Origin of the sequence: Blautia sp. MSK.20.85, assembly GCF_013317245.1 — a bacterium.
GTDB lineage: Bacteria > Bacillota > Clostridia > Lachnospirales > Lachnospiraceae > Blautia_A.
On the sequence record NZ_JAAIUN010000023.1, the window covers coordinates 1 to 24,846 of the forward strand.

Annotated in this window: 23 protein-coding genes and 1 pseudogene; 23 read left to right on the forward strand and 1 reads right to left on the reverse strand. The window is 42.8% G+C overall.

From position 1 onward, the window contains the following. The first annotated feature begins 357 nt into the window (after positions 1-357). From G5B12_RS12130 to G5B12_RS12200, 16 genes and pseudogenes are all read left to right on the forward strand, one after another. Positions 358-945: a hypothetical protein gene (locus G5B12_RS12130; RefSeq protein ID WP_174088381.1), complete on the forward strand. Its 588-nt coding sequence runs from the start codon at positions 358-360 to the stop codon at positions 943-945. Between the two features lie 9 nt (positions 946-954). Next, entirely contained in the window at positions 955-1,662 is a 708-nt protein-coding gene (locus G5B12_RS12135; RefSeq protein WP_174088383.1) for a LysM peptidoglycan-binding domain-containing protein, read from the forward strand. Beyond that, complete coding sequence (locus tag G5B12_RS12140) at positions 1,659-3,557, forward strand: CHAP domain-containing protein (RefSeq protein ID WP_174088385.1); 1,899 nt, start codon at positions 1,659-1,661, stop codon at positions 3,555-3,557. Before G5B12_RS12135 ends, G5B12_RS12140 begins: the two co-directional genes overlap by 4 nt. After that, complete coding sequence (locus tag G5B12_RS12145; RefSeq protein WP_174088387.1) at positions 3,554-3,820, forward strand: hypothetical protein; 267 nt, start codon at positions 3,554-3,556, stop codon at positions 3,818-3,820. Before G5B12_RS12140 ends, G5B12_RS12145 begins: the two co-directional genes overlap by 4 nt. Then, positions 3,817-4,221 carry a DUF2634 domain-containing protein gene (locus G5B12_RS12150; protein ID WP_129975719.1) on the forward strand — a complete coding sequence of 135 codons (405 nt, stop codon included), beginning with the start codon at positions 3,817-3,819 and terminating at the stop codon, positions 4,219-4,221. Before G5B12_RS12145 ends, G5B12_RS12150 begins: the two co-directional genes overlap by 4 nt. Continuing rightward, the gene (locus G5B12_RS12155; protein ID WP_174088389.1) at positions 4,214-5,284 is read left to right on the forward strand and encodes a baseplate J/gp47 family protein; all 1,071 of its coding nucleotides are present in this window, start codon (positions 4,214-4,216) and stop codon (positions 5,282-5,284) included. The genes G5B12_RS12150 and G5B12_RS12155 overlap by 8 nt, the downstream gene beginning before the upstream one ends. Then, complete coding sequence (locus G5B12_RS12160; RefSeq protein ID WP_174088391.1) at positions 5,269-5,802, forward strand: putative phage tail protein; 534 nt, start codon at positions 5,269-5,271, stop codon at positions 5,800-5,802. The genes G5B12_RS12155 and G5B12_RS12160 overlap by 16 nt, the downstream gene beginning before the upstream one ends. Continuing rightward, positions 5,799-8,300 carry an SGNH/GDSL hydrolase family protein gene (locus tag G5B12_RS18080; RefSeq protein ID WP_174088393.1) on the forward strand — a complete coding sequence of 834 codons (2,502 nt, stop codon included), beginning with the start codon at positions 5,799-5,801 and terminating at the stop codon, positions 8,298-8,300. Before G5B12_RS12160 ends, G5B12_RS18080 begins: the two co-directional genes overlap by 4 nt. Before the next feature lie 110 nt (positions 8,301-8,410). After that, positions 8,411-8,992 carry a TRADD-N-associated membrane domain-containing protein gene (locus tag G5B12_RS12170; protein WP_174088395.1) on the forward strand — a complete coding sequence of 194 codons (582 nt, stop codon included), beginning with the start codon at positions 8,411-8,413 and terminating at the stop codon, positions 8,990-8,992. 195 nt (positions 8,993-9,187) lie between these two features. Then, complete coding sequence (locus tag G5B12_RS12175; protein ID WP_174088397.1) at positions 9,188-9,370, forward strand: hypothetical protein; 183 nt, start codon at positions 9,188-9,190, stop codon at positions 9,368-9,370. Positions 9,371-9,527: 157 nt separating this feature from the next. Continuing rightward, positions 9,528-10,001 carry a phage holin family protein gene (locus G5B12_RS12180; RefSeq protein WP_174088399.1) on the forward strand — a complete coding sequence of 158 codons (474 nt, stop codon included), beginning with the start codon at positions 9,528-9,530 and terminating at the stop codon, positions 9,999-10,001. Positions 10,002-10,042: 41 nt separating this feature from the next. Continuing rightward, positions 10,043-10,534: pseudogene (locus tag G5B12_RS18355) on the forward strand (glucosaminidase domain-containing protein); the annotation flags it as partial. Positions 10,535-10,564: 30 nt separating this feature from the next. After that, entirely contained in the window at positions 10,565-11,458 is an 894-nt protein-coding gene (locus G5B12_RS18360; protein ID WP_244096091.1) for a peptidoglycan recognition protein family protein, read from the forward strand. 402 nt (positions 11,459-11,860) lie between these two features. Then, complete coding sequence (locus tag G5B12_RS17825; RefSeq protein WP_255493945.1) at positions 11,861-11,983, forward strand: hypothetical protein; 123 nt, start codon at positions 11,861-11,863, stop codon at positions 11,981-11,983. A gap of 236 nt (positions 11,984-12,219) precedes the next feature. Further along, the gene (locus G5B12_RS12195) at positions 12,220-12,513 is read left to right on the forward strand and encodes a phage holin family protein (protein WP_118062634.1); all 294 of its coding nucleotides are present in this window, start codon (positions 12,220-12,222) and stop codon (positions 12,511-12,513) included. 41 nt (positions 12,514-12,554) lie between these two features. Further along, entirely contained in the window at positions 12,555-13,319 is a 765-nt protein-coding gene (locus G5B12_RS12200; RefSeq protein ID WP_174088401.1) for a peptidoglycan recognition protein family protein, read from the forward strand. A gap of 174 nt (positions 13,320-13,493) precedes the next feature. Here G5B12_RS12200 and G5B12_RS12205 read toward each other — a convergent pair whose 3' ends face one another. Continuing rightward, positions 13,494-14,777 carry an O-acetylhomoserine aminocarboxypropyltransferase/cysteine synthase family protein gene (locus tag G5B12_RS12205; protein WP_021976272.1) on the reverse strand — a complete coding sequence of 428 codons (1,284 nt, stop codon included), beginning with the start codon at positions 14,775-14,777 and terminating at the stop codon, positions 13,494-13,496. Between the two features lie 525 nt (positions 14,778-15,302). Here G5B12_RS12205 and G5B12_RS12210 point away from each other — a divergent pair. From G5B12_RS12210 to nadA, 7 genes are all read left to right on the forward strand, one after another. After that, on the forward strand, positions 15,303-16,307 hold the full coding sequence (locus G5B12_RS12210; protein WP_174088403.1) for a Gfo/Idh/MocA family protein: 1,005 nt from the start codon (positions 15,303-15,305) through the stop codon (positions 16,305-16,307). 384 nt (positions 16,308-16,691) lie between these two features. Further along, positions 16,692-17,525: a sugar phosphate isomerase/epimerase family protein gene (locus tag G5B12_RS12215; RefSeq protein ID WP_174088405.1), complete on the forward strand. Its 834-nt coding sequence runs from the start codon at positions 16,692-16,694 to the stop codon at positions 17,523-17,525. 45 nt (positions 17,526-17,570) lie between these two features. Continuing rightward, positions 17,571-19,676 (forward strand): cytidylate kinase family protein, encoded by a 2,106-nt coding sequence (locus G5B12_RS12220; protein WP_174088407.1) that lies wholly within the window; start codon positions 17,571-17,573, stop codon positions 19,674-19,676. Then, complete coding sequence (locus tag G5B12_RS12225; protein WP_118062629.1) at positions 19,673-20,590, forward strand: sugar phosphate isomerase/epimerase family protein; 918 nt, start codon at positions 19,673-19,675, stop codon at positions 20,588-20,590. The genes G5B12_RS12220 and G5B12_RS12225 overlap by 4 nt, the downstream gene beginning before the upstream one ends. 602 nt (positions 20,591-21,192) lie before the next feature. Next, a complete protein-coding gene (locus tag G5B12_RS12230; protein WP_174088409.1) occupies positions 21,193-22,092 on the forward strand; it encodes a DUF3737 family protein in 900 nt (299 codons plus the stop codon). Between the two features lie 31 nt (positions 22,093-22,123). Continuing rightward, positions 22,124-23,299: a MalY/PatB family protein gene (locus G5B12_RS12235; RefSeq protein ID WP_118062627.1), complete on the forward strand. Its 1,176-nt coding sequence runs from the start codon at positions 22,124-22,126 to the stop codon at positions 23,297-23,299. Between the two features lie 629 nt (positions 23,300-23,928). Then, positions 23,929-24,834, forward strand: coding sequence for a quinolinate synthase NadA (gene nadA / locus G5B12_RS12240; protein WP_021976265.1), 906 nt, complete (start codon positions 23,929-23,931; stop codon positions 24,832-24,834). Positions 24,835-24,846: the final 12 nt, after the last annotated feature.

Here is a 24,846-nt window from a genome sequence, read left to right on the forward strand (position 1 = left end):
TAATAATTCCTGCATAAATAACACCCCTTTTTCTTTTATTTTACTAGAAAAGGGGTGTGTTCACAATTTATTTACTCATGCGTTTGTCGTGCTGGTGGATTTAAGGTTCTTGGTGCAGTTATGACCGGGCCAGCAGGAATTGCCATAGTAGCGATAGCTGCTGGAGCACTCCTGATTTATAAAAACTGGGACAAAATAAGTCCGCTGTTGGGAAAAACAGCCGCACGGTTTGAATCGTTCTGGAATACCGTACAGCCACAGCTTCAGCCGTTTTTAGGACTGTGTACAGAAATAGGCTCTTATCTGAAGAGTGGATTTATAAAAGCTGTACAATTTGTATTCTCAGAAGGATCGGATGTGATTGTAATATTCTTTGAAGGTGCAAGCCAGTATATAGACGGTTTTCTTGGCGTTCTTGAGGGAGTCACAACATTTATGAATGGAGTGTTCACTGGAAACTGGGAAAAAGCATGGAAAGGCTTACGAGATATTGTTTCCAATTCTTTTGGAATGCTGGAAGCTTTTGTAAAAACCCCGATGAATGCAGTCATTTCCATTGTAAATGGTGCGATCAGCAGGATTAATTCCATTCACTTCACGGTTCCGGATTGGGTACTTGGAATTGGTGGTAAAAGCTGGAAAGGGCTTAACATTCCGCAGATTCCAACTCTGTCAAAAGGAACCGATAACTGGCAGGGCGGCATTGTACAGATCAGTGAGAAAGGTGGAGAGATCGTTGACCTGCCAAGAGGTACAAGGGTATATCCACATGATGAATCTGTCCGAATGGCACGTTCCGAGAACAAAGGTACAGTAATTACCATAGCGAAACTGGCAGACAGCATTATTGTTCGTGAAGAAGCAGATATTGACCGGATCGCGGAGAGAATTGTGCAGAAAGTAAAGGAAACCAATGATAATCTTCCGCAGACAGCGGTAGCATAGTAGGCGTAAATGAGTAGTAAGATGGAAATATGGCTGAAATGCGGAAAAGATTCCATACAGCTTCCGATACTACCAGCATCCTATAACGTTACAAGGGATGCCGGACATGAAACCGTGAACGTCCAGAACCTTGGAGATGCCACGATCCTTGGAAAAAGAGGGCTCAGTTCCATAGAACTGGAGTCCTTTTTTCCAAATAAGGATTATTCATTTGCAGCATATAAGAAAAAGCAGAGTCCATGGGAATATGTGAAGAAAATACTTTCCTGGCAAGAAAAAACGCTCCGTCTGGTTGTTACCAAAACAAAGATCAATATGCAGGTGGTGATCAGCTCCTTCTCATACGGGGAGGAAGATGGAACTGGAGATATCAAATATAAGCTGTCTTTGATGGAATACCGGGCACCTAAGTACACAAAACCAAAAAAGAAAAAGACATCAAAGACTGCAGCTTCCACAACAAAAAAGAATATAAAACAGGGAACGAAACGGGAAAACTCCAAAACGAAAGCAAAGGTGCATATTGTTTTCGGAAATGACACCTTATGGAGTATTTCCAAGAAATATTATGGAACCGGATCATATGCGAACAAGATCTACGAAGCAAACAAGACCATTATTGAGCGGACTGCAGTAAAACATGGATTCCGCAGCAGTGCCAATAAGGGTGTAAACGGATGGTGGATCTTTGACGGAGAAAGGCTTGTGATACCATGAAACTAAAGTGGAAAGAGAATGATATAACCAAATACGTCACAAGCGTTACCTGGTCCGGAAGTGCACGACAGGCAGCCCGGACCGTTGCGTTTTCTGTAGCATACAGTCCGAATGATAAAAGTGTAGAGACACTGGACATCAAGCTTGGAGATAAGATCGTATTTTATCCGGATAGCAATCAGAAAGTGCATTTTGTCGGGGCAGTTACGGAAAGAAACAGGAGTTCAGATGCCGGGGAGCTGCAGTATACGGCAAAGGATCATATGATCCATCTGCTAAGATCCAACGGGACATACCGGTTCCGGAACAAAACGCCGGAAAAGATTACGGAAATGGTATGTAAGGATATCGGTATAAATGTCAGAAACCTTGCAAAGACTGGACTGGTGTTAAATAAGATGTTTTTCCAGGAAAGGCCATATTATGAAATTATTATGGCTGCATACACAAAAGTGCACAGGAAGAATAAAAAGCCGTACATTGCCCAGATGAACGGGGATACCCTGGAAGTGATCGAAAAGGGGAAGACGATCCCGGGATTTCACATTAAGCAGGGTGAACGGATCCTTGAATCGTCTTACAGCGAGAATACAGATGATATGGTAAACCGGGTATATGTATATAATTCCTCAAATAAGAAGATCGGGATCCTTACCAACACACGCTGGGCGAACATGTATGGAATATTCCAGAGCGCGATCACTGTGGATTCCGGTAATGGCAAGCAGGAAGCAATGAACGAGCTGAAAGGAATCAGTAAAAATGCAAGCCTGACATCAACAGGGGATTACCGTTGTGTTTCCGGCCTTGGGGTGATCATAGAAGATTCCAGGACAGGGTTAAAAGGGAGATTCTGGATTGAGAGTGATTCCCATGAATGGAAAAATGGCTCCTATACAATGAAGCTTGATCTGGAATTTAAGAATATCATGGACACACAGGAAGAGGATGAAGAAGAGACATCCTCAAGCTCGTCAGGTTCATCGGAGAGTTCTGCATTGGAAGATGTTCTGAACCAGGCAAGATCCTGGATCGGGATTGGAGAAAATCCACCTGGAAGCAATCATAACGAGATTACGGTTTTGTATGGAATGGATGCTGCCTGGTGCTGTATGTTTATCTGGGCCTGCTTCAAGAAGAGCGGCCATGCGGATCTGTTTATGGGTGGCGCAAAAGAAGCCTATTGCTTTAATGTCCGGGATTATTACCAGGCCCGTGGAAAGTGGGGCAGCACCCCAAAAAAAGGAGCTCTGGTAATCTATGGCGGACAGGGACATATCGGAATTGTTGAAAGCGTTAATAGTGATGGTGGATACACGAGCATTGAAGGCAATTATGGCGATGATGTGAAAAGAAGAGATTCCCATCAGAATGTCCTTGGATTCTGTTACATAGATTATCCGGTTACAAAATCGGCCGAAGGAAGCGATGAGGTGATAAGCGGAACAACCGTAGCGGTTCCGGGATCTGTAGCACAGACAGGGATCATAAAAGACTACACAAACTATTCCTATTTCTTTGGAAGATGGAAAAAGTACAGCACCCAGAAGACAATCGCAGATTTGTGGGGAAATAATGGGAAGCCAGGGAAGAACGGCATTGCAACCATCAATGGTTATTATCTGATAGCCCTCCGTCCGGTATTTGGTTCTGCAGGTGATGTTGTAAGCGTGGTTCTGGAAGATGGAGCACGTTTCAACGCGATCATAGCAGATGAAAAAGGTGATGATGCCGGGAACCAGTGGGGCCATGTGTATTCTGGTGCTGTGTCGATCGTGGAGTTTGAAAGCCTGGGAAATTCCGAGACAAATAATGGAGCGCAGCTTAATATCGGGCAATGGGTCGGAAAGAAAGTGACGGCGATCATTAACGGAGGGAGGTACAGCGGACTATGACTCCATATGAAGAACTGATTGAGCAGATGAGAAAGGCAGGACGTTTTTACAATCCTCAGGTGCCGGAGCTGGGGATAATGGGCCATGACGGGAGAGTAAAAATAGGATCTGGAATAATAAATAAAAGTGACTATTCAGTAAGCAGCAACCTGGCTGTTGAAGACGGGATCAATCATCTGGAAGAAGGGGATAAAGTCTTGTTGATGAAGATGAAGGATACTGAGGAATTTGTATTGATTGCAAAGGTGGTGGACCCGGTATGATGTTTCCATTTGCAGATACGGAATCCGATGATATTACGGAAGAGGAATACGTTCCGAAAGAATATGGAATTGATTTCAAAACAGGACAGCTGTCCGGGAAGATTGTGGAGGGCGTGGATGCCCTGATGGTATGGTGCTGGATCGCATTACATACGCCAAGGTACAGATATTATATCTATTCAGATGAATATGGACAGGAGTTTGAGGACCTGATCGGAAAACAGTATTCTGAAGGATATACGAATTCAGAGCTGGAAAGAATGACGGAGGAGTGTTTATGTGTAAATCCATATATAGAAGGGATCACAGATTTTGAATGTGTGAAAAAAGATGAAAAGATCATGCTGTCATTCAAACTTATAACAACACTGGGAGAACAGGAGGCGGAGATTTATGTTTGAGGATATGACATTTGAAAATATCATGGAAGCCATGATGAAGGAGATGCCGGACGATATCGATACATCAGAGGGAAGTCTTCTGTATAATGCCTGTGCAAAACAGGCGGTCCAGCTGGAAGAGACATATATGTTTATGTCCGGGATAGAAAAGAATATGTTTGCAGATACGGCGGATCTGGAACACCTTATCCGGATTGGAAATGACATCGGATGTTTCATAAATGAAGCTACCTATGCAGAATTTGAAGCACAGTTCAATTGTGCAGTTCCGGCCGGCAGCAGGTGGAATTGCGATGAGTACAACTATACAGTGTTCAATGTGATTGATGAAAACAAGCATATATACAGGCTCGGATGTGATACATCTGGAAGTGGCCCGAATACCCTTTTATCTGATCTGGACCCGATAACTTTTGTGGAAGGGTTTGAGTGGGGAAAGATACTGAAATGCAGGCTGCAGGGAAAAGACCAGGAGGATACCGAACTGTATCGGTCAAGAGTGCTGAACAGCTACAATTATCGAGGTTTTGCCGGGAACAGGGAGTATTACAAAGGTAGGATCAATGAAATGCCTGGTGTAAAGGCCTGTAAGTTGGAAAGAGTTTCAAAACCAGATGATCAGATCAAGGTAATGATTGCAGGAGATTCTTTCCGGACTCCTGATGAGGACGTTGTGAAAGAGGTGCAGAATACCGTTGATCCGGTGGTGACAAGCGGAGAAGGCGATGGAATTGCTCCAATCGGACACAGGGTAAAAGTGGTTGGTGCAGAGGAAGAGACCGTAAATATCAATACAGAAATTACATTTGAATCCGGATACGCCTATGAAGACATTAAGGAATATATCAATCAGGCCGTTGAAGAGTATTTCCTTGAAGTAAGGGAAAAATGGGAGAAGAATGATAATCTGGTTGTAAGGATTCTGCAGGTTGAGAGAGCAATCGTGGATGTGACAGGGGTAGAGGATGTTGCAGGAACAACCCTGAACGGAGCAGCCAAAAACTATACAGTTGGGAAAAACAAGCTTCCTGTGAAGGGGGAACTGACATGCACGTCAAAGTAAACTATCCGGATGCCGTGATGCAGATCAGGGAAATCAAGTGTTCTGTTAAAGCTGGGGATATTATTGGAGAAAAACTGGAGAATCATATCCAGGAACTGGATGATAATATCACGGTAAAAGAATCCAGGAAAAGTGGAATTGAAAGAAGAGAGCGGATATTAAATATCCAGCCTTCAAGCAGCAGTGATTTGGAAACACGAAAAATTGCCGTGATTGCAAGATGGTGTATCTCGACTATGTATACGGAAAGGATTCTTCAGAAAAGACTGCAGAGTATGCTTGGGGATGGATACAACCTGGAAGTGAACATACAGCAGAAAACAGTATCCGTTACTTTGCAGTTGAAACACTATAAAAACAGAAAAATAATCTGGGAAATGCTGGAGGGAATCGTACCACTGGACCAGATTATAGACGTTATCATTATTTATAACACATACCGTGCATATAAGCCTTTTACCTATAAAAAACTTAAGGCAAAAACATACGATCAGCTTCGAACGGAGGTAATACAGTGAAAAAAACAGAGAATTATGCAATGCCTTATCCGGAACAGGATGATTATTTCAATGTTGAAGATTTTCAGAATATGATGGTTTCTGTTGACAATCTCATGAAGAAATTATCAGATTCCGGAGCTCAGATAAGTAGCGATGCTGAACATTTATATAATCAGACAAAAGCTCAGATGGACAATATCCAGAAAAGAATGAATGCTTTTACGGCATTAAGAGATGGTTCAACAACCGGAGATGCAGAGCTGAAGGATATACGTGTTGCCTATGATGGAAAAGAATATGGAAACGCCGGAGAAGCGGTAAGGGAACAGGCTTCGGATATACATAAAGCTCTCTTTGGTGCAGGTGCTTCCATCTGGTCAAAGGCGAAATCAGAATCCACGAAATATGTTGCGGAAACCAAAGGAATTTGTATTTTAAATGAACGCTTTACGGCAGCAGGCGTGGTTGCCAAAATAAGCAGAGGTGCTTTTGCACAGAATGAAAGTACATTAAATTTGGACAGAGAATGTTCGGCTTATATTGTAGAATTTGAAAAAAATCCAGGAACCGTATACATGCCCAGTGCTGAAACCATAAAAATAGTAAGCACAACGAAAATAATATTTGAAGCAAACGGCAACGCACGCTGCTGGATCCCCGTAGAAAAAGGCCAATACTTTGCCGTAGACAGCACCGCCACTGCATACACAAGCGAAAGCAACCATGTGCCCTACATGCTCTACGATCAGACGAACAAAACCCTGGAATGCCGGGGCTTTGGCTCTGCCGGAAGCATAGAACCCGTAGATCCATATTCCCTCGCCCTGGAATATAAACTCGAATACGACATGGACGACACAGGTTTGGTGAAGCAGATTGATGCGAATAGGGAGGCTGCTGATTCGCTAAAGGAAGATTTAGCTGATATAGCAACATTTGTAAAACTTATTGATTTGGTAAAAGATAAGCCATTTGGATATTGCAATGGTGTTGATGATAAATCTTTTGTCGGTAATACCTTGAGCGGAACATTTGCAAGCGGAAATTTCGTGGAAATCGGAGCAGTATCAGACACCTATCTCAAAGCAGGAAAAAAATACAGAGTTGCATACAAAACGATAAGTGGTAGTGGATGCGTAATCAGAACAATGTCAGATTATAGCTTTAAAAAACTTATAATAACTGTTGGTGGAGCATATCCTTTAGATGGGTTTGTAGATGTCGACATAACAACGGATTCTAATATCTGTATCTCTAATGGAAATGGCGTTATTAACTGTGAATTGTATGTATACGATATTACAGACATATCAGAAGATGAACTGTCACTAATTGATTGGGAAAATCCAATACATAATATTTCTGTTGGCATTGTTTCAAATGCTATTGAAGCTGAACACTCAAAAACATCAGATAAGGCACTTGTTGCTGACAGAGTTTTGAGTGTTGATGTAAATGGACTAGTAAACTATTCAAGCAGAAATCTTTTAGACGTAAACAACTGTTCTGTCGGTCTGCTTTCGAGAGGAATTGTTGGCGAAAATAATGGTTATATAACTTCTAATTTTATGCCGGTTAATGACTTTGTTGCGTATTGTAATGAGGGTAAAACAGATATCCCAATTAACGCAATAGCGTTCTATACGGATGCAAAAGAAAATTCTTATATTCCCGATTCTCAGATTACAGTATGGAGTGGTGCTCCTAGTGGATATGCAAAATCAGATATGCCAGATGATGCTAAATACTTTAGAGTATCAGTTTATAAGGACTATATTACAGGTTCGGCTTACAAATATCAGATGTTTGAAAAAGGTACTGCTAAAACACATTGGCAAGCCTATTTCAATTCTTATAAATCGTCTGAAAATCAAGTTTTATTTGATAAGGTAATTGATACTCTCGGTGATAGCATAACAGAACAAAGAACGTGGCAAGGCTATGTGGCTGATGCTTTACATACTGGGGTAATCTATAATCATGGTATAGGTGGAACACGAATTAGCGGAAATGATAGTAATGCAATGTGGCAAGACTCTCGTATTAATGCTCTTAATGACGATATAGATTGTCTTTTGATTATGGGCGGTACTAATGACGGAGCACAAGGCGTTACTATTGGAGATATGAGTAGAGATAATGTGAATACCGATACTTTTGTAGGTGCTTACAATGTACTATTGAGTAAGGTATTCTACAAATACTATCGTCTTGGGAGCGGATACAGCGGTATCACACAGACATCAGAAGTAAATCCGATTCAGATTATGATTGCAACACCTATCTACTGCAACGATTCTAACTACGGTAATATGGATGAGATTGCTGAAGCGGTTCGTGGCGTTGCAAATCTATGGAGTATTCCTGTTGCAGATCAACACGCAAAAAGTGGTATTAATTCTGCGACATCATCTATTTATCTCTCTGATAATGTCCATCCTAATGATGAAGGCGGGAAAAAGGTTGCAAATGTATGGGTTAATGCGTTGAAATCAAATGCGGAATTAATTAACTAAAGAGGGGGCGCTAGTTGATTCAAAAACAAAACGGTAAACTATTGTCTTATAAAACTATTGGAAATTGATTCTTCTGGTTGTATAATATACATGAAAGAAGGGAAGGCTTAATGGATACATTTGAAATATTTGGTGCTATAACTACATTGACAGCTTCAGTTATATCAGCTGTGGTAGCATTTATAACAAAAAAAGCTTATGATAAAGCTGATGAAGAAAAAGAATATGTAGAAATCAAGAAAGCAATTGATGGAATTGAAATTAAATATGCAGATAATGATAATGTTCTTGAGCTTATGTTGAGGAATGTGAAGGAATTAAAAGAATACTATGTGATAAGTAAAGATCAGGCCAGGAAGTCTTTTTCGGCAGCACTTTTGATTTGCTTCTTAGGCTTCTTTATATATATGTTTGGCATAGCAGCGGTAGTTTTCTTCAAAAGGAATATTTCAGTAATATCCGTTATTGGAGGAACTGTTGTGGAAATAATTGCAGGATTATTTTTCTGGTTGTATAAAGAAGCCATAAATCAACTCAGTATTTATCACCAAAGATTGGGTTCAACGGAAAAATATTTAACAGTAATACAGATTATTAAAGAAATGCCAGAAGATAAAAAAACGGAGTCATTTCAGAATTTGATTGACGCAATTTTAAATGATAATCGAGAGATTATTTCTCATGAAAAATAAAATATCGGTAATGTTGGTAGAATATACTGACGTTACCGATGTTTTTTTGGTACAAAGGACATAAGGGGACGAGGAGGGCTTTGGTTAAGCAAAAGTTGAAATATGTTCTGCAGATCTATTGATTTCTTGAAAATAGAGAGATAAAATGAAACCAAATACAAGGAATGGCAGCAGTAAGAAAGGAAGGTTACGTTAATGACAAAACAGGAAATGTTAAAGGAAATGGACGAGAAGCACTGGGGACATGATTTGGATGAAAACTCTTCCTATGAAGATGTGAAAGAAGAGTATGAAGAAATGATAGAAGAAATTTCGGATGATTCAGACATGTTTCCGAACGTAAGAGATTATGATGCTGAAGATGAGGATGGAATCTGATTATAAAACACCACATGTGAAATATGTAATTTAGAGAGCTGAAAAGCTCTCTTTTTTAGAAGGAGAAGAATATGGAAATTAGAGCAGAGCCGAAAGGCTCTTATTTTTATACTTATTAAAATTGCGCCGGCGCAACACCGGAGAAAGGAAAAAAACAATGAAAGAAAACTATATTAAAGTATTTTTTACAGCAATTTTTGCACTGATCAGCTCCATCCTTGGCGTACTGACAGTGCCAGTTCTCCTGATGGTGGCCTGCAACGTCCTTGACTATGCCACCGGCCTTATGGCATCCACATACAGATCTGAGGACATCAACTCATATAAAAGTATCCGTGGAATTATGAAAAAGGTGTGTATGTGGCTTTTGGTAATCGTGGGAGCGATCATTGACCAGCTTCTTTTATATGCGACCCAGACTGCAGGTATCACATTACCATTTACATTCCTGGTAGCCTGTATTGTAGCAATCTGGATTATCTGCAACGAGATCATCAGCATTCTGGAGAATATCAAAGATATGGGAGTAACAATCCCGGCATTCCTGATTCCACTTGTAACACATGTAAAATCTCAGGTGGAAGATAAAGTAAATATCGATACAGAAAAAGAGGATTCAGAGGGCGAGTGATCGTCCTCTTTTCTTATCAGTAAAGGAGAAACAACATGCTAAAAATCATGGATAAATCCCAAGCAAGCATTGAACAGATGAGAACCTATATTAAGAAGGTTAATCCACAGGTACCGGATTCCGTAGTAAAAATGATTCCTTTATATATCACTGAAGGAACAGCCGAAGGAGTCCGCGGTGATATAGCTTTTGCCCAGTCCTGCTTGGAAACCGGAGACTTCACCTTTTCTAATTCTGCGGTGACACTCAATCAGAACAATTTTTGTGGCCTGGGTGTAACCAAAACGGGCATGAAAGGCAGTAGCTTCAAGACACCAGCGGAAGGCATTCGGGCACAGATCCAGCATCTGCAGGCTTATGCCTCTACAGACAAGCTGCAGAATCGTTGTGTAGATCCGCGTTACACATATGTCAACAGGGGCTGTGCAGAATATGTCGAGCATCTCGGCACGCATGAAAACCCGAAGGGCCAGGGCTGGGCATCCGGACAGAACTACGGCCAGAAGATCATCAACATTTTGAACAGCATATTATCAATTAAGACAGAGAAGGAGAATGATACTATGAATATCAATACAAGCTTTATCAGTAATAACAACAGCTATGCAGGTCAGACACCGGTGTATATTGTTATTCACAACACAGATAACTATGCACAGGGAGCAAATGCAAAAGCACACGCAAAAGCCCAGCACGATGGAAATTTTAAAGGCTATTCCGCTCATGTATTCGTTGATGATACAGAAGCATACCAGGCACTTCCGTATGATCGTGGTGCTTGGCATGTAGGAGTCAACTATGGCGGCCGCCTGTTTGGAACAGTCAATAACAGAAATGCAGTAGGAATCGAGATGTGTGTCCAGGAAGGATATAACTACGAGAAAGCATTTCAGAATACAGTCCAGATATGCAAGCAGATCATGAAGCAGCTGGGAATCCCGGCAGATAGAGTTGTGCAGCATTATGATGTATGCGCCAAGAACTGCCCGTCAGCAATCCGGGCCAAGTGTGACTGGAATCGTTTCAAGCAGCTGATCGGAGCCAAGACCACCACGGCAACAGTAGATAAATACTACCACACAAGAAAATCCTGGGCTGACAGTAAGAGCCAGATCGGAGCATATAAGAGTCTTGAAAATGCAAAGAAAGAATGGAAAGAAGGCTACACCATCTACGACTGGAACGGAAAAGCGGTGTATCCGGTGGAAAAGACAAGTGCAATAACACTGACAAAAGAAATTAAGGTTCAGCTTCCGGTTATTAAAAAAGGCAGCTCCGGAGCAGCAGTATCTTCCCTGCAGGCCGTGCTTGGTGTTGAAGTAGACGGTTCTTTCGGAAACGATACAGAAACATCTTTGAAAGTATTCCAGAAAAACGTTGCTATTACTGCAGATGGCTCATGCGGAACAGACACCTGGACAAAGGTGTTTGAGCACATGAAGGCCAACACAAAATAAGTATAAGAACAGGTAAGAATGAAGCGATAGCTAACAAATAGCTAACATCATGCGGAAAAAGCATGAAAATAAAGGAACAGCTGTTTCCGTACAGGAAGCTGCTGACGCTGGCAAATTCTAATATAAGCATAGCTTAAAATAGCGAAAAAGCCGTAAACTCAAGGGTTTGCGGCCTTTTTCTTTTTGCCTGGAAATAGAACAAAATATTCTCAAAAAGCCTGGAAAAACAGCAATAGCTAACATATATCTAACACGTAGCAATCACTCGCAGCTAATACTTTTAACCAAATCAAATAAGTCCCCTGCTTCAATTGCGAAAAGCAATAAGCAGTGGGTGGGGACTTGCTTGTATCAGGAAGAGTGCAAGCTCCTCCTGATAAACTGCGGAGCAGTTATTTGGTTATGAGCTACGTAGCGAAGCGGATTGCGAATATCCGCTTGACAATACAAAAAAGATACCGTAAGGTCATCAGTCTTGATGAGTTTACGGTATCCTTTTTGAAGTACAAAGCGGAATGGGAATGACCGCTTTGTATTACGATTGTATTAAAAAAAGGAAGGAGACCGGGAGTTTTAACGCTCCCGGTTAAAAGTATGAAAAAGAAAAAGTTGTTTAGCAGTTGCATTTACTTGCTTGCTGTTTACAGGTAATAATATATCGAAAAAATGTGAGCAAATCGTGATGCAATTTTGAAGAATCTGTGAAACAAATTTCGGAGCAGTTCATAAAATAAAACAAAGCTGCAAGGGGGAGAAGGTTTATGGAAGCGCTTGTGAATTATATTAAACCGGAACTGCTGATCACAGCAGTTGCTTTGTATTTTATGGGAATTGCGCTGAAGGAAGCCCAGGCTGTGAAGGATAAATATATTCCACTGATACTGGGAGGTGTGGGGATCCTTGTATGCGGGATCTATGTTTTTGCAACCTGTTCCTATAATACGGCACAGGATATCGCAATGGCTGTATTTACTTCCATGACGCAGGGAGTTCTGGTGGCGGGGCTTTCTACATATGTAAATCAGCTGATCAAACAGCTGGAAAAAGATGAATAGCTGCATAGAATAAAGAGAAGACAAAAAACAGGAAATTTTTTATGAATATCATAAGATTGATCAGCAAAAAGAATTGTTATATCGGCCAGAACCGGCCGGCATATATTGTAATCCATGAAACGGATAACTGGAGTAAGGGGGCAGATGCCAAAGCTCATGCCAATGCAATGAAGAATGGCAATCTGGCTGGTACCGTGCATTATTATGTAGATTCAAAATCCGTATATCAGACGTTGGACCACAGCGACGGGGCCTGGGCAGTAGGGGACGGAAAAGGAAAGTATGGAATCACGAACCGGAATTCTATCAATATCGAAATCTGTGTGAATCCGGAAACAGATTATTATACGGCGGTAGACAAGACAGAACAGCTGGCGGCTCTTTTGCTGAAACAGTACGGATGGGGGACAGACCGGCTGAAAAGACATTACGATGCGTCAAGAAAACACTGCCCGAGACGCCTCATGGATGAAGAAAAGTGGCCGGAATTTGTGAAAAAAACAGAATTATATATGAAAAACAAAAACTCACAAAATAAAAATGAAACAGCAGAAAGTAAAAGTACGAAAAAACCAGATACAACAGAGAAGCTGAATGTACAGCTTCCGATCATCAGAAAAAACAGTACCGGGTCTGCTGTTTCCATGTTACAGGCAATGCTGCAGGTAAAAGTGGACGGAATCTTTGGAACACAGACAGAAACTTCACTGAAAGCATTTCAGAAAAATGTAAAGATCGCAGTCGATGGAATCTGCGGAGCAGAAACCTGGAAGAAAGTGGCTGAACACATGAATGCAAACCGCTGAAGTATTATAAATGAACTCTGTTTTGAAAATATTGGGCAATGGATTTTAACCAACTAAAATAATTCCCAATAAATTTCCTGTGGGATTGAGAATATCCGCTTAACCCATTTTACAAAAAAGATCAAAGGGAAAATCCATCGATTATTTGATGGATTTTCCCTTAATGTTTTTTATTTACGCATTTTTCAGTGCCTGATCCAGATCTTTGATAATATCGTCCACGTTTTCAATACCAATGGAAAGGCGGATCATTCCAGGAGAAACTCCTGCTTCAACCAGCTGTTCATCGTTCATCTGGCGGTGGGTATGGCTGGCAGGATGAAGAACCATGGTAATGGAAGCAGCAACGTGTGTGGCGATGGTAGCAAGCTTCAGGCTGTCCATAAAGCGGACTGCTGCATCACGGCCGCCGGTCAGTTCAAAGGAGATAACACCACAGGTACGGCCGTCCTTCATATATTTCTGAGCCAGTGCATGATATTTATCATCCGGAAGTCCGGCATAATTTACGTGAGAAACTTTTTCGTGTGCATTTAGGTATTCGGCGATCTTCTGGGCGTTGGAGCAGTGACGCTCAACACGCAGCGGAAGTGTCTCCAGTCCAAGATTCAGAAGAAAACAGTTCATTGGAGACGGAATAGAACCCAGATCACGCATCAGCTGGGAAGTGGCCTTGGTGATGTAGGCTTTTTTGCCAAACTGTTTGGTGTAGATCACGCCGTGGTAGGATTCATCCGGCTCGGTCAGGCCGTGATACTTATGGCCGTAAGCATCCCAGTCAAAGTTGCCGCTGTCAACAATGGCGCCGCCTACCTGAACGGCATGTCCATCCATATATTTGGTGGTAGAGTGAGTGACGATATCTGCACCCCACTCGAACGGGCGGCAGTTTACCGGTGTGGCAAAGGTGTTATCCACAATAAGAGGCACGCCATTTTTGTGTGCAACCCGTGCAAATTTCTCAATGTCTAGGACAACCAGTGCTGGATTGGCGATGGTCTCCGCAAAGAGAACTTTTGTGTTCGGTTTAAATGCAGCAGCAATCTCTTCCTCTGTTGCGTCGGTATCAACAAAGGTACAGTCAATGCCAAGTTTTTTGAAAGTAACGGCAAGAAGATTAAAGGTTCCTCCGTAGATCGTAGAAGCAGCAACAACATGGTCACCCGCTTCGCAGATATTAAATACTGCATAGAAGTTGGCAGCCTGTCCGGAAGAAGTCAGGATTGCGGCAACACCACCTTCCAGATCTGCAATTTTTGCAGCAACGGCATCATTGGTCGGGTTCTGGAGACGGGTGTAAAAATATCCATCTGCTTTCAGATCAAATAACTGGCCCATTTCATCGGTGGTGTCATATTTGTAAGTGGTGCTCTGGCAGATTGGAAGCGCGCATGGCTCGCCTTTGGAAGGAGTGTATCCGGAATGGATACATTTGGTTTCTAAGCTGTAATCGTTCATATTTAAAAATCCTTTCTGTTGTGTTTTTGTATAGAAGTTTTGGATACAGATAAGAGAATATATTTATATACTTTATATAAAACTATATGTAATTATAACTCTTTGTGTGTGAAAATACAACAATATTCTCCATAAACCTTACCGGAGTATACGGGAAATAAAACATTGCGTTCTGGTGCACACATAAAAATGTTAGAAAATTAACAGATTAAAAAACAGAAAACGTACTGGAAACACACATCCAAAATGAATAGAAATCACGCATAAACGCTGTAAAATCAATAAAAACTTGTGAATAAAGTAACAAATCGTGAAAAACGCATAAAAACAAAATGGAAAATTTGTATAAAAAAGATATTGCGTTCACGTGCACAAAATGATAATATAACATCATCAAAAAGAACACGAAAACAGAAAACAATAAAAGGAGTCAAGCGGATATTCGCAATCCGCTTCGCTACTTGCTCATAACCGAATAACTGCTTCACAGTTGATTCGGTTAAAAAATGAACGGAGGAATTTAAAATGTTAAGAGTAGGAATTATCGGATGCGGCGGAATGGGAAGAGATCATATCAGAAGACTGACCGAGAAGATCCAGGGAGCAGAAGTAGTAGCTGTTTCAGATGTATTTGAGGAAAGTGCAAAGAAAGCAGCCGAGATCTGCGGCGCAAAAGTTTACACAGACAGCAGGGAACTGATCAACGCAGAGGACGTAGATGCAGTATTTATCGTATCTCCGGGCTTCGCACATGTAGATTCCCTTCTCCAGGCAATTGAAGCTGGCAAGAGGATTTTCTGTGAGAAACCATTATGTACCACTGCTGAGGACTGCCTGAAAGTAGTGAAAGCAGAGGAAGCAGCAGGCAAACATCTCATCCAGCTTGGATTTATGAGACGTTATGACAAAGGCTACCAGCAGATCAAGGAAGCCCTTGCAACCGGAGAGTACGGCGAGCCGCTGATTCTTCACTGTACACATAGAAACCCGGAAGTAGGAACCAATTATAATACTCCAATGGCTGTGCACGATACCGCAATCCATGAGATCGATGTTCTTCACTGGCTGGTAGATGACGAGTATGAATCTGCACAGGTTGTAATGCCAAGAGTAACCAAATATTCTCATTCCGAGCTGAAAGATCCGCAGATCATGATGCTCCGCACTAAAAAAGGTGTGTGTATCGATGTGGAAGTATTTGTAAACTGCAAGTTCGGATATGACATCAACTGTGAAGTAGTATGTGAGGACGGTGCACTGAAAATGGCACAGCCGGCTTATCCGTCTATCCGTAAAAACGCAGCTGTATCCAGTGCCATTGACACAGACTGTTTCGTAAGATTTAAAGATGCCTATGATAAAGAGGTTCAGGATTGGGTTGACAATGCAGAAGCAGGTGTGATCACAGGACCGAACGCATGGGATGGATACCTGGCAGCGATCACAGCAGACGCTCTTGTAAAAGCGCAGGAAACCGGACAGATCGAGAAGATCATTACAGCAGTTGAGAAACCGGAATTTTATAAATAATTTTACAGAACTCCACCTCATCAAGTGTGAGTTATCATACCAGCTTATTGTCGCAGGCTTTCCCAATGAGCCTGTGGCGGCATTCACCGGCAGAGTCCGATTCCGATACGGTTTTATCGAAACTGCAGCGGGAAATCTGCCGGTGAGAGTAACCAGAAAGATCAGGCTGAAAAGAAATGCCTGCATGCTGGCAAAGCGAAAATACGGACAACAAAAATACAAAATAGCACAAACACAAAGCAACAGAAAAATAAAAAAGAAAATAAGAATCGGTAAAGTCTGCATGATCCAACAGAAACAGGGGTGGTTCCCCTGTACGCAGAAAACAGGACATAGAAATCCAGACAGAGCACACCGGTTCCGGACATATGGAGGGTATCGAAGATGAAATTAGGATTTAATGAAGCAACTGCACTGGAATGTAAAGGACAGTCTCTTATGGCAGACCTGGAGATGTGTGAGAAATACGGATTTGATTACATTGAGATCCGTTTTGACTGCGTAAAAGACTATCTCAAAGAACATACACTGGAAGAACTGGCAGACTGGTTTAAGAATCATCATCTGAAACCATGGGCATACAACACCCTGATCTTCTTTAACCAGAGAGATGAGGCCGGGGAAAAAGAGATCGACGAAGAAGTTGATTTCATCCTGAAAGTTTCCAAAGCGATTGGAATGAAAATGCTGATCACAGTTCCAAGTTTTGATGTAAAAAACAAATCTGTCAGCGAGATCAAAGAAGAAGCAGTTGCACGTCTTTGCTACCTTTCTGACAAAGTGGGCGCAGATATGAAGATCTCCCTGGAGTTCTGTGGTGCACCGAACTGCTCCATCAACCAGTTTGGAACAGCATACGATGTAGTAAAAGCAGTAGACAGAGACAATGTTGGCGTTACCGTGGACACTTTCCATTTCCATGAGATGTGTTCCCGTCTGGAAGACCTGAAAGCAGCAGATGGCAAGAAGATTTTTGCATACCACTTAAATGACTGTGAGGATCTTCCACTTGGTTCCTGCGGAGACGACAAGAGACTCTGGCCGGGAGAAGGCGTGGTAGATCATGCAGGAATCGCGGCAGCACTGAAAGAGATCGGTTTTGACGGTGTATGCACCATCGAAGAGTTCCGTCCGGAGTACTATGCAATGAGCCACGAGGACAACGTGAAAAAAGCAGCAGAAGTTACCAGAGATTTTGTACAGAAATATTTCGGATAATTCATTCAGAAAGGTCCGACCTTAAACCGATAGGAGGTAGATACTATGGCTGGTAAGGGAATCCCCGAATTGTTGAATTATAAGCAGAAGGGTAAAGACTTGAATGAATTCATCAAGGTTCCGGTGTCAGAAAAACTTGCGTACTGTTTTGGCGATCCGGCGCTGACTCTGATGTATACCATGACAACAACTCTGCTGATCTATTTTTATACCAATGTTGTTGGAATTTCAGCAGGAGCTGTTGGAATGATCATGCTTTTGTCCCGCATTTTTGATGGATTTTCCGATGTGTTGATGGGAACCATTATCGACAGGACTCATTCCAAATATGGAAAAGCCAGGATCTGGATCTTAAGACTTGCGGTTCCCTATGCGCTGGCAGCGGTGCTTCTTTTTACCATGCCGCCGCTTGGAAACATGGGAAAGATCATCTATGCTTTTGTGACCTATAACATTATGAACACGGTTGTATACACTGCCATCAGCCAGCCGTTCCACGCACTGGGATCTCTGATGAGCCGTGACCGCCGTGAGCGTGATGTGATCTGTAACATCCGTATGGTATTGTCTATCACGGCAAGTATGATCATTACCGCGTTCACGCTGCCGCTGATCAATATCGTGGCAAATGTTACCGGCAACCAGCAGATGGCCTGGATCCTGGTAACAGCAGGTTATGCGATCATTTCCGTCGGCGTGCTTGTGAACACTTACATGGTCTGTACAGAGCGTGTTTCTGCGGCAAAACAGGAAAAAGAAGATATTCCTTTTGTGGAAGCTTTTAAAGCAACCGTTACCAACCGGTATTTCCTTATCGCCCTGGGGCTGATGATCTTTTATACTGCATATCAGATCATCATTGGAACGGACCTTACCTATTATTGTCAGTATGTAATTGGAAATGTAGACCTTGTTATGCCTCTTTCAGCAGCGGAGAAACTGGCAACTGTGGCAGGAATTGCCCTCCTGCCAAAGGTGCTTCCCCGCTATGGAAAAAGAAATCTCATCTGTGCAGGCTGCATCCTGGGTGTTGCGGGACAGCTTCTGTTCCTGATGAATATTACCAGTGTTTCTCTTGGTGTTGTGACCTGTATCATGAGAGGAATCGGAATCGCACCGTTCTATGGCGTGCAGTATTCTCTTCCAAGTGATGCCATTGAGTATGGCCAGTGGAAAACAGGCAAACGTGTGGAAGGTCTGATGTTCTCATCTATGAGCATGGGCCAGAAAGCCGGTTCCGGACTGACTTCCGCTATCATGGGTGGAATCCTTTCCGCTGCATATTTTGATGGCACCAAGGCAACCGCAGCAGAGCAGTCTGCAGAAGCTATCCGTGTGATCAAAGGTTTTTATCTGTATGTTCCGGTAGCAATCTGGGTAGTGATGTTTGTGATCGCGGCCTGCTATCAGCTGGATAAAGTCTATGACAAGATGATGCGGGAACTGATCCAGAGAGAATCCGGAGAAGGAAACGTTTCTGTACCGGGAGAGATCCAGTCCATGCCAGCACCGGCAGTTTCCGGAAACAGGATCAATGTAGCGATTGGAAGACTGTACGGCAGCAGCGGAAGAAAAATCGCGGAGGATGTTGCAAAAGCGCTGGACTGCAGGGTTTATGACCGTCAGATCATCTGTCTCATGGCAGAAAAATTCGGTATGGAAAAAGCAGATCTGGAAAGTGTAAGACAGTATCTGGATTCTTACAATTATGAAGATTCCGAGCTTACGTTTTCCCCGTACGGACATTCATCGGCAGGTGCGGCAGCAGATTATACAGGCGCCCAGATGTTTGAGGTGCAGAGCCAGATCATCCGTGAACTTTCAAAGAGGCGTCCTGGTGTATTCCTGGGAAGATGTGCCAACTATGTGCTTCGCGGAGAACCGCATACATACAGCTTTTTCGTGTATGCAGATGATGATTACCGGGAAAAAGAAGGCCGGGAATATTATAAAGGCCAGTCTCTTGACGAGCTGAAGAAGCGTGACCAGATCCGAAATGAATATTATGAAAGATTTACCGGAATCCGTAGAGACGATCCTCACTATTATGATATGGTGATCAATGTTTCCAAAACAGGAGCTGCTGGTGCGGCCGGTCTGATCCTGGATTATATCCGGAATAAAGAAGAAAAAGGAGGGAATGCATCATGAAGATCGCATTTGACGTAGATGTGCTTGCAAAACAGATGGATATCAACCGTATGGTCCATCAGGTTGCGGACTGGGGATATAAATATATCGAACAGTCCCCTCATCCGAGGATCAATCCGTTCTATAAACATCCGCTGTTTTCTAAAGAGTGTGAACAGGAATACAGACAGGCTTTGCGGGAAACCGGCGTGGAGATTTCTTCATTTATCGTCGTATACCGCTGGTCCGGCCCAACAGAGGAACAGAGACAGTTTGCGGTTGCCAACTGGAAGCGGATGATCCAGATCGCCGGAGATATGGGCGTGAAGGTTATCAACACGGAGCTTTCCGGTGATCCGAACCAGCAGGAGATCTGCAATGGTATGTGGTTTAAATCTATGGAGGAACTGCTTCCGCTGATCGAGCGTGAGGGTATCCGTGTGGAAATTCAGTCTCATCCTTATGATTTCTGCGAGCTGAATAATGAGACCTGTGATATGGTAAAATCTTTTCGGTCTCCGAACCTTGGTTATGTGTATTCTTCTCCTCATGGTTTCTTCTATGATGAGGGTAAAGGGGATGTACGGTCCATGCTGAAATATGCAGGAGATGAGCTGACTCATGTACTGTTTGCAGATACATTTAATCAGACTATGGACTGCCGGTATATTTTAAATCCGCCGTGGCTGAATGGCCGTGGAAAAGCGGATGTGACGGTACATCAGCATCTTGCTATGGGTGAGGGCGATGTGGATTTTGATGGTATTTTTGAAACCTTAAGAGATATGGATTTTGCGAATAAACAGCTGAGGGTGGATGCACCGAAGGCTGGTGGTGATAATATTGCCTGTGTTTCGATGTTTGGTTTTCCGGAGAAGATGGATAGGCAGGCACCGGAGGCTCGGGAGAGGATTGAACGGGAATTATTAAAATAGTGGTGGGGAAAAATCTGTCGTGCTGGGTGCGGCGGATTTTTTCTTTTTTGATTAGTAAAACGGACGCCCCGGGCAGCGGAATGGATCTGCGGCTGTTTCGGAGTCTAGTGCTGCTAAGCGTCTGAAAGATTGCTAAAAGCATTCAGAAAAATGCAGAACTCGCTGCGCTCAGACAGCTGACATTTTTCTGAATAACGCAATCTTCCAGGCGCTAAGCAGTACTACGGCTCCTGCAAAGGCCAGCAGATCCATTCCGCTGCCCGGGGCTGTGTGACGGTGTGGGCGGAGGTATAGGGTTGTTGAGGATGATAAGTTGAGTGGCTGCTCGGTGGGTGGTGGGCCGTCGGGCGCTTCGCTGGACGGCTGCAATGGCTTAGTTTGTATGTGAGATGATGTGTGGGGTATAATGATAACGATTGTTTATATGAAGAGGCGATGTCCGTCCCCCTAACGTCAGCTACCCGGAATTAAGTCTTATAATCAGGAAGTTACCTTTACATTTAACGTGATAATAACAATTAGATACTTGACCTAAAGTAAACTTTAGATGTTAAAATATAAAAAGTAACGTGTGAATGACAGGAATGTAGAGAGGATAGAAAATGAGTGTAGAGAATATAAAAACAGATAAAGAATTAAAGGGTGCGTATCTTACAGGGGAGCGGCCTTTGTTTCATGGGAAGAAGTTGCATATTGAACAGACGATTTTTAATGATGGGGAGTCTCCGCTTAAGGAGAGTCGGGATATTGTATTGGAGAACAGTTCGTTTCAATGGAAATATCCGCTCTGGTACAGCAAAAATATAGAGGCGAGGGATTGTACCTGGCTGGAGATGGCGCGTTCTGGGGTGTGGTATACGGATCATATCCGGATCGAGGATACGTTGATTGAGGCGCCGAAAAATTTCCGCCGCTGTCATGATGTGACTCTTGATAATGTGTATCTTGCCAATGCGGCAGAGACGTTCTGGAACTGTGAGGGTATAAAACTTGCACATGTACGGGCCAGGGGTGATTATTTTGGCATGAACAGCACAAATATCACCATCGATGATTTCAAACTTGTTGGCAACTATGCTTTTGATGGTGCAAAAAATATGGAAGTCCATAATGCCAGAATGTTGTCAAAAGATGCTTTCTGGAACAGCGAAAATGTTACGGTATATGATTCTGTGATTCATGGAGAGTATCTGGGCTGGAATTCAAAAAATCTCACATTTATCAACTGTACCATAGAAAGTCTGCAGGGACTGTGTTATATTGAAAATCTGAAAATGATCAATTGTACCCTTTTGAATACAACTCTGGCTTTTGAGTATTCGAAAGGGATCAATGCACAGATCAACGGCAGGATCAAAAGTGTCATGAATCCGTCAGAAGGCAGGATCCAGGCAGATGAGATTGAAACACTGATTCTGGATCCGGAAAAGATCGATCCGGCTGAAACCGAAATTATCTGTCCCACAGTTGGGGAAAAGCTGGATAAAGCGCCGGAAGCATAAAAGCTCTGACAGATACAGAAAGGAAAAAGAAATGAGCATATTTGACGAAAAAACAGACCGCCGTCATACTGGCTCCATGAAATGGGATGTAACAGAAAAAGAACTGCCCATGTGGGTGGCTGACATGGATTTTCAGACAGCTCCGCAGATAACAGAAGCCATTATAAAAAGAGCACAGCACGGAGTATTTGGCTATACCCTGATTGAAGATGAATGGTATGACGCCTATCAGAACTGGTGGAAAACACGCCATGAGTGGTCTATCGAAAAGGAATGGCTGATTTTCTGCACAGGTGTTGTACCTGCAATCTCCAGCATTGTGCGTAAGATGACAACCACAGCAGAAAAAGTCGTGGTCATGACTCCGGTATACAATATTTTCTTTAACTCCATCATCAACAACGGCCGGTTCATCCTGGAAAGCCCGCTGCATTACGAAAATGGTGCCTATGAAATTGATTTCGCAGACCTTGAGGAAAAACTTTCAGACCCACAGGCATCCCTGCTGATTCTCTGTAACCCGCACAACCCCATAGGAAAGATCTGGGACAGAGGAACACTGGCAAAGATTGGCGAATTATGTGCAAAACATCACGTACTGGTATTATCTGACGAGATCCACTGCGACCTGACAAAACCAGGAAAAGACTACGTACCTTTTGCTTCAGTATCTGAGACCTGCAGAGAAAACAGCATCACCTGCGTGGCACCTACAAAAACCTTTAACCTGGCAGGACTACAGACGGCAGCAGTGATCGTTCCAAACCCCGTACTGCGGCATCGGGTCAACCGCGGATTAAATACAGACGAAGTGGCAGAACCAAACGTATTTGCAGCTATCGCACCGGTAGCTGCCTTTAACCACGGAGCAGAATGGCTGGACAGCTTAAGAGAATATCTCTGGGAAAACAGACGATATGCAGAAGAATTTATCACAAAAGAAATAAAAGGAATCCACGCAGTCAGAGGAGAAGCCACATACCTGCTCTGGCTGGACTGCCGCGAAGTAACCGACGATGCAACCAGATTCTATGCCTTCATCCGCCAGCACAGCGGACTCTACGTATGCGACGGCAATGAGTATAAAAACGGACAAAGCTTCTTACGCGTAAACCTCGCCTGCCCTAAAGATACAGTAATAGACGGCCTCAATCGCCTGAAAGACAGCACCCAGGCATACCTGGAACAGAAAAATAAAACCGAATAAACAACCAAACAATTATTCAGAGCAAAGATACGAAACAGAAGCAAATTCCAATAACCCCATCTCACTGAAAAAATCAAGAGACCTGGAGCTTACAGTAATTTCAGGAATATATATTCCTGGTAATTATTGCAAACACCAGGTCTTTTTTATTCAAAAAAATGTTAATCACTAAATTTACCAGGTAAAAAAATATCAAGTAATTAATTAACCCAAAATAAATACACACACGAATTCATTTTATTTAAAATTTGAACACTCAGGGGATGGATGGCGAAGGGGTGGCGGGTGCTTTGCAGGGAACTTAGTAATTCTTGGGCCGTGGGAGACTGCGTTATTCCTGAAAATGCAGCTGTTTGAGCGAAGCGAGTTCTGCATATTTTCAGGAATGGTTTTAGCAGTCTTCCACAGCCCTAGAATTACTTGTTCCCGAAACCACCCACCACCCCTTCGCCATCCATCCCCGTCCGTCTGCAACCAATCCATCCATTCCCTCACAAAAACTTTACAATAAATCAAACAACTGTCTTGTCACATGTAAAGAACTATGGTATTATGTGTAAGATATTTTGAAAAAACCACAAAACAAAAGCAGGAATAAAAGAAAACCCCCTGCAGGAAAGGTGAAAATAATGACAGTAGCAGAAGAAATCCAGAAATTAAAAAAAGAAAAAGACGCCATCATCCTGGCGCACTACTACGTGCGCCCCGAAGTACAGGACGTAGCAGACTATATAGGAGACTCCTTTTACCTTAGCAAAATTGCAGCCAGCGCAAAAGAAAAAACCATCGTATTCTGCGGCGTAGGCTTCATGGGAGAAAGCGCCAAGATCTTAAGCCCCGACAAAACTGTACTCATGCCCGCAATGGACGCAGACTGCCCCATGGCACACATGGCAACTGAAGAAGGAATCCGAAAAGTAAGAGAAGAATACGACGACGTAGCAGTTGTCTGTTACATCAACTCCACAGCAGCCTTAAAAGAACTCTCCGATGTCTGCGTAACCTCCGCAAACGCCGTAAAGATCGTAAAAGCACTCCCAAATAAAAATATCTTCTTCATCCCGGACAGAAACCTGGCCCACTTTATCGCAGAACAGGTACCGGAAAAACACTTCATCTATAACGAAGGCTTCTGCATCGTTCACGAATTTATGGATCCCGAAGAAGTAAAAGAAGCAAAAGAAGCCCATCCGGAAGCACTTGTGCTGGCCCATCCGGAATGTCCTCAGACAGTCCTGAAACAGGCAGATTATATCGGAAGCACATCCGGGATCATCAAATACGCTCAGGACAGCAACAACAAAGAATTCATCATCTGCACAGAATGTGGCGTACAGTACAAACTGGAAACCACCTGCCCGGACAAAAAATTCTACTTCACAGAAACCGTACCAGTCTGCAAAAACATGAAAAAAGTATTTCTGGAAAAAGTGCTCCATGTTCTGAAAACCGGAGAAAATGAAGTCCATGTAACTGATGAAACAAGAGAAAAAGCAAAGAAACCGCTGGAGCGGATGCTGGAACTTGCAAAATAGAGACAGAGAGGC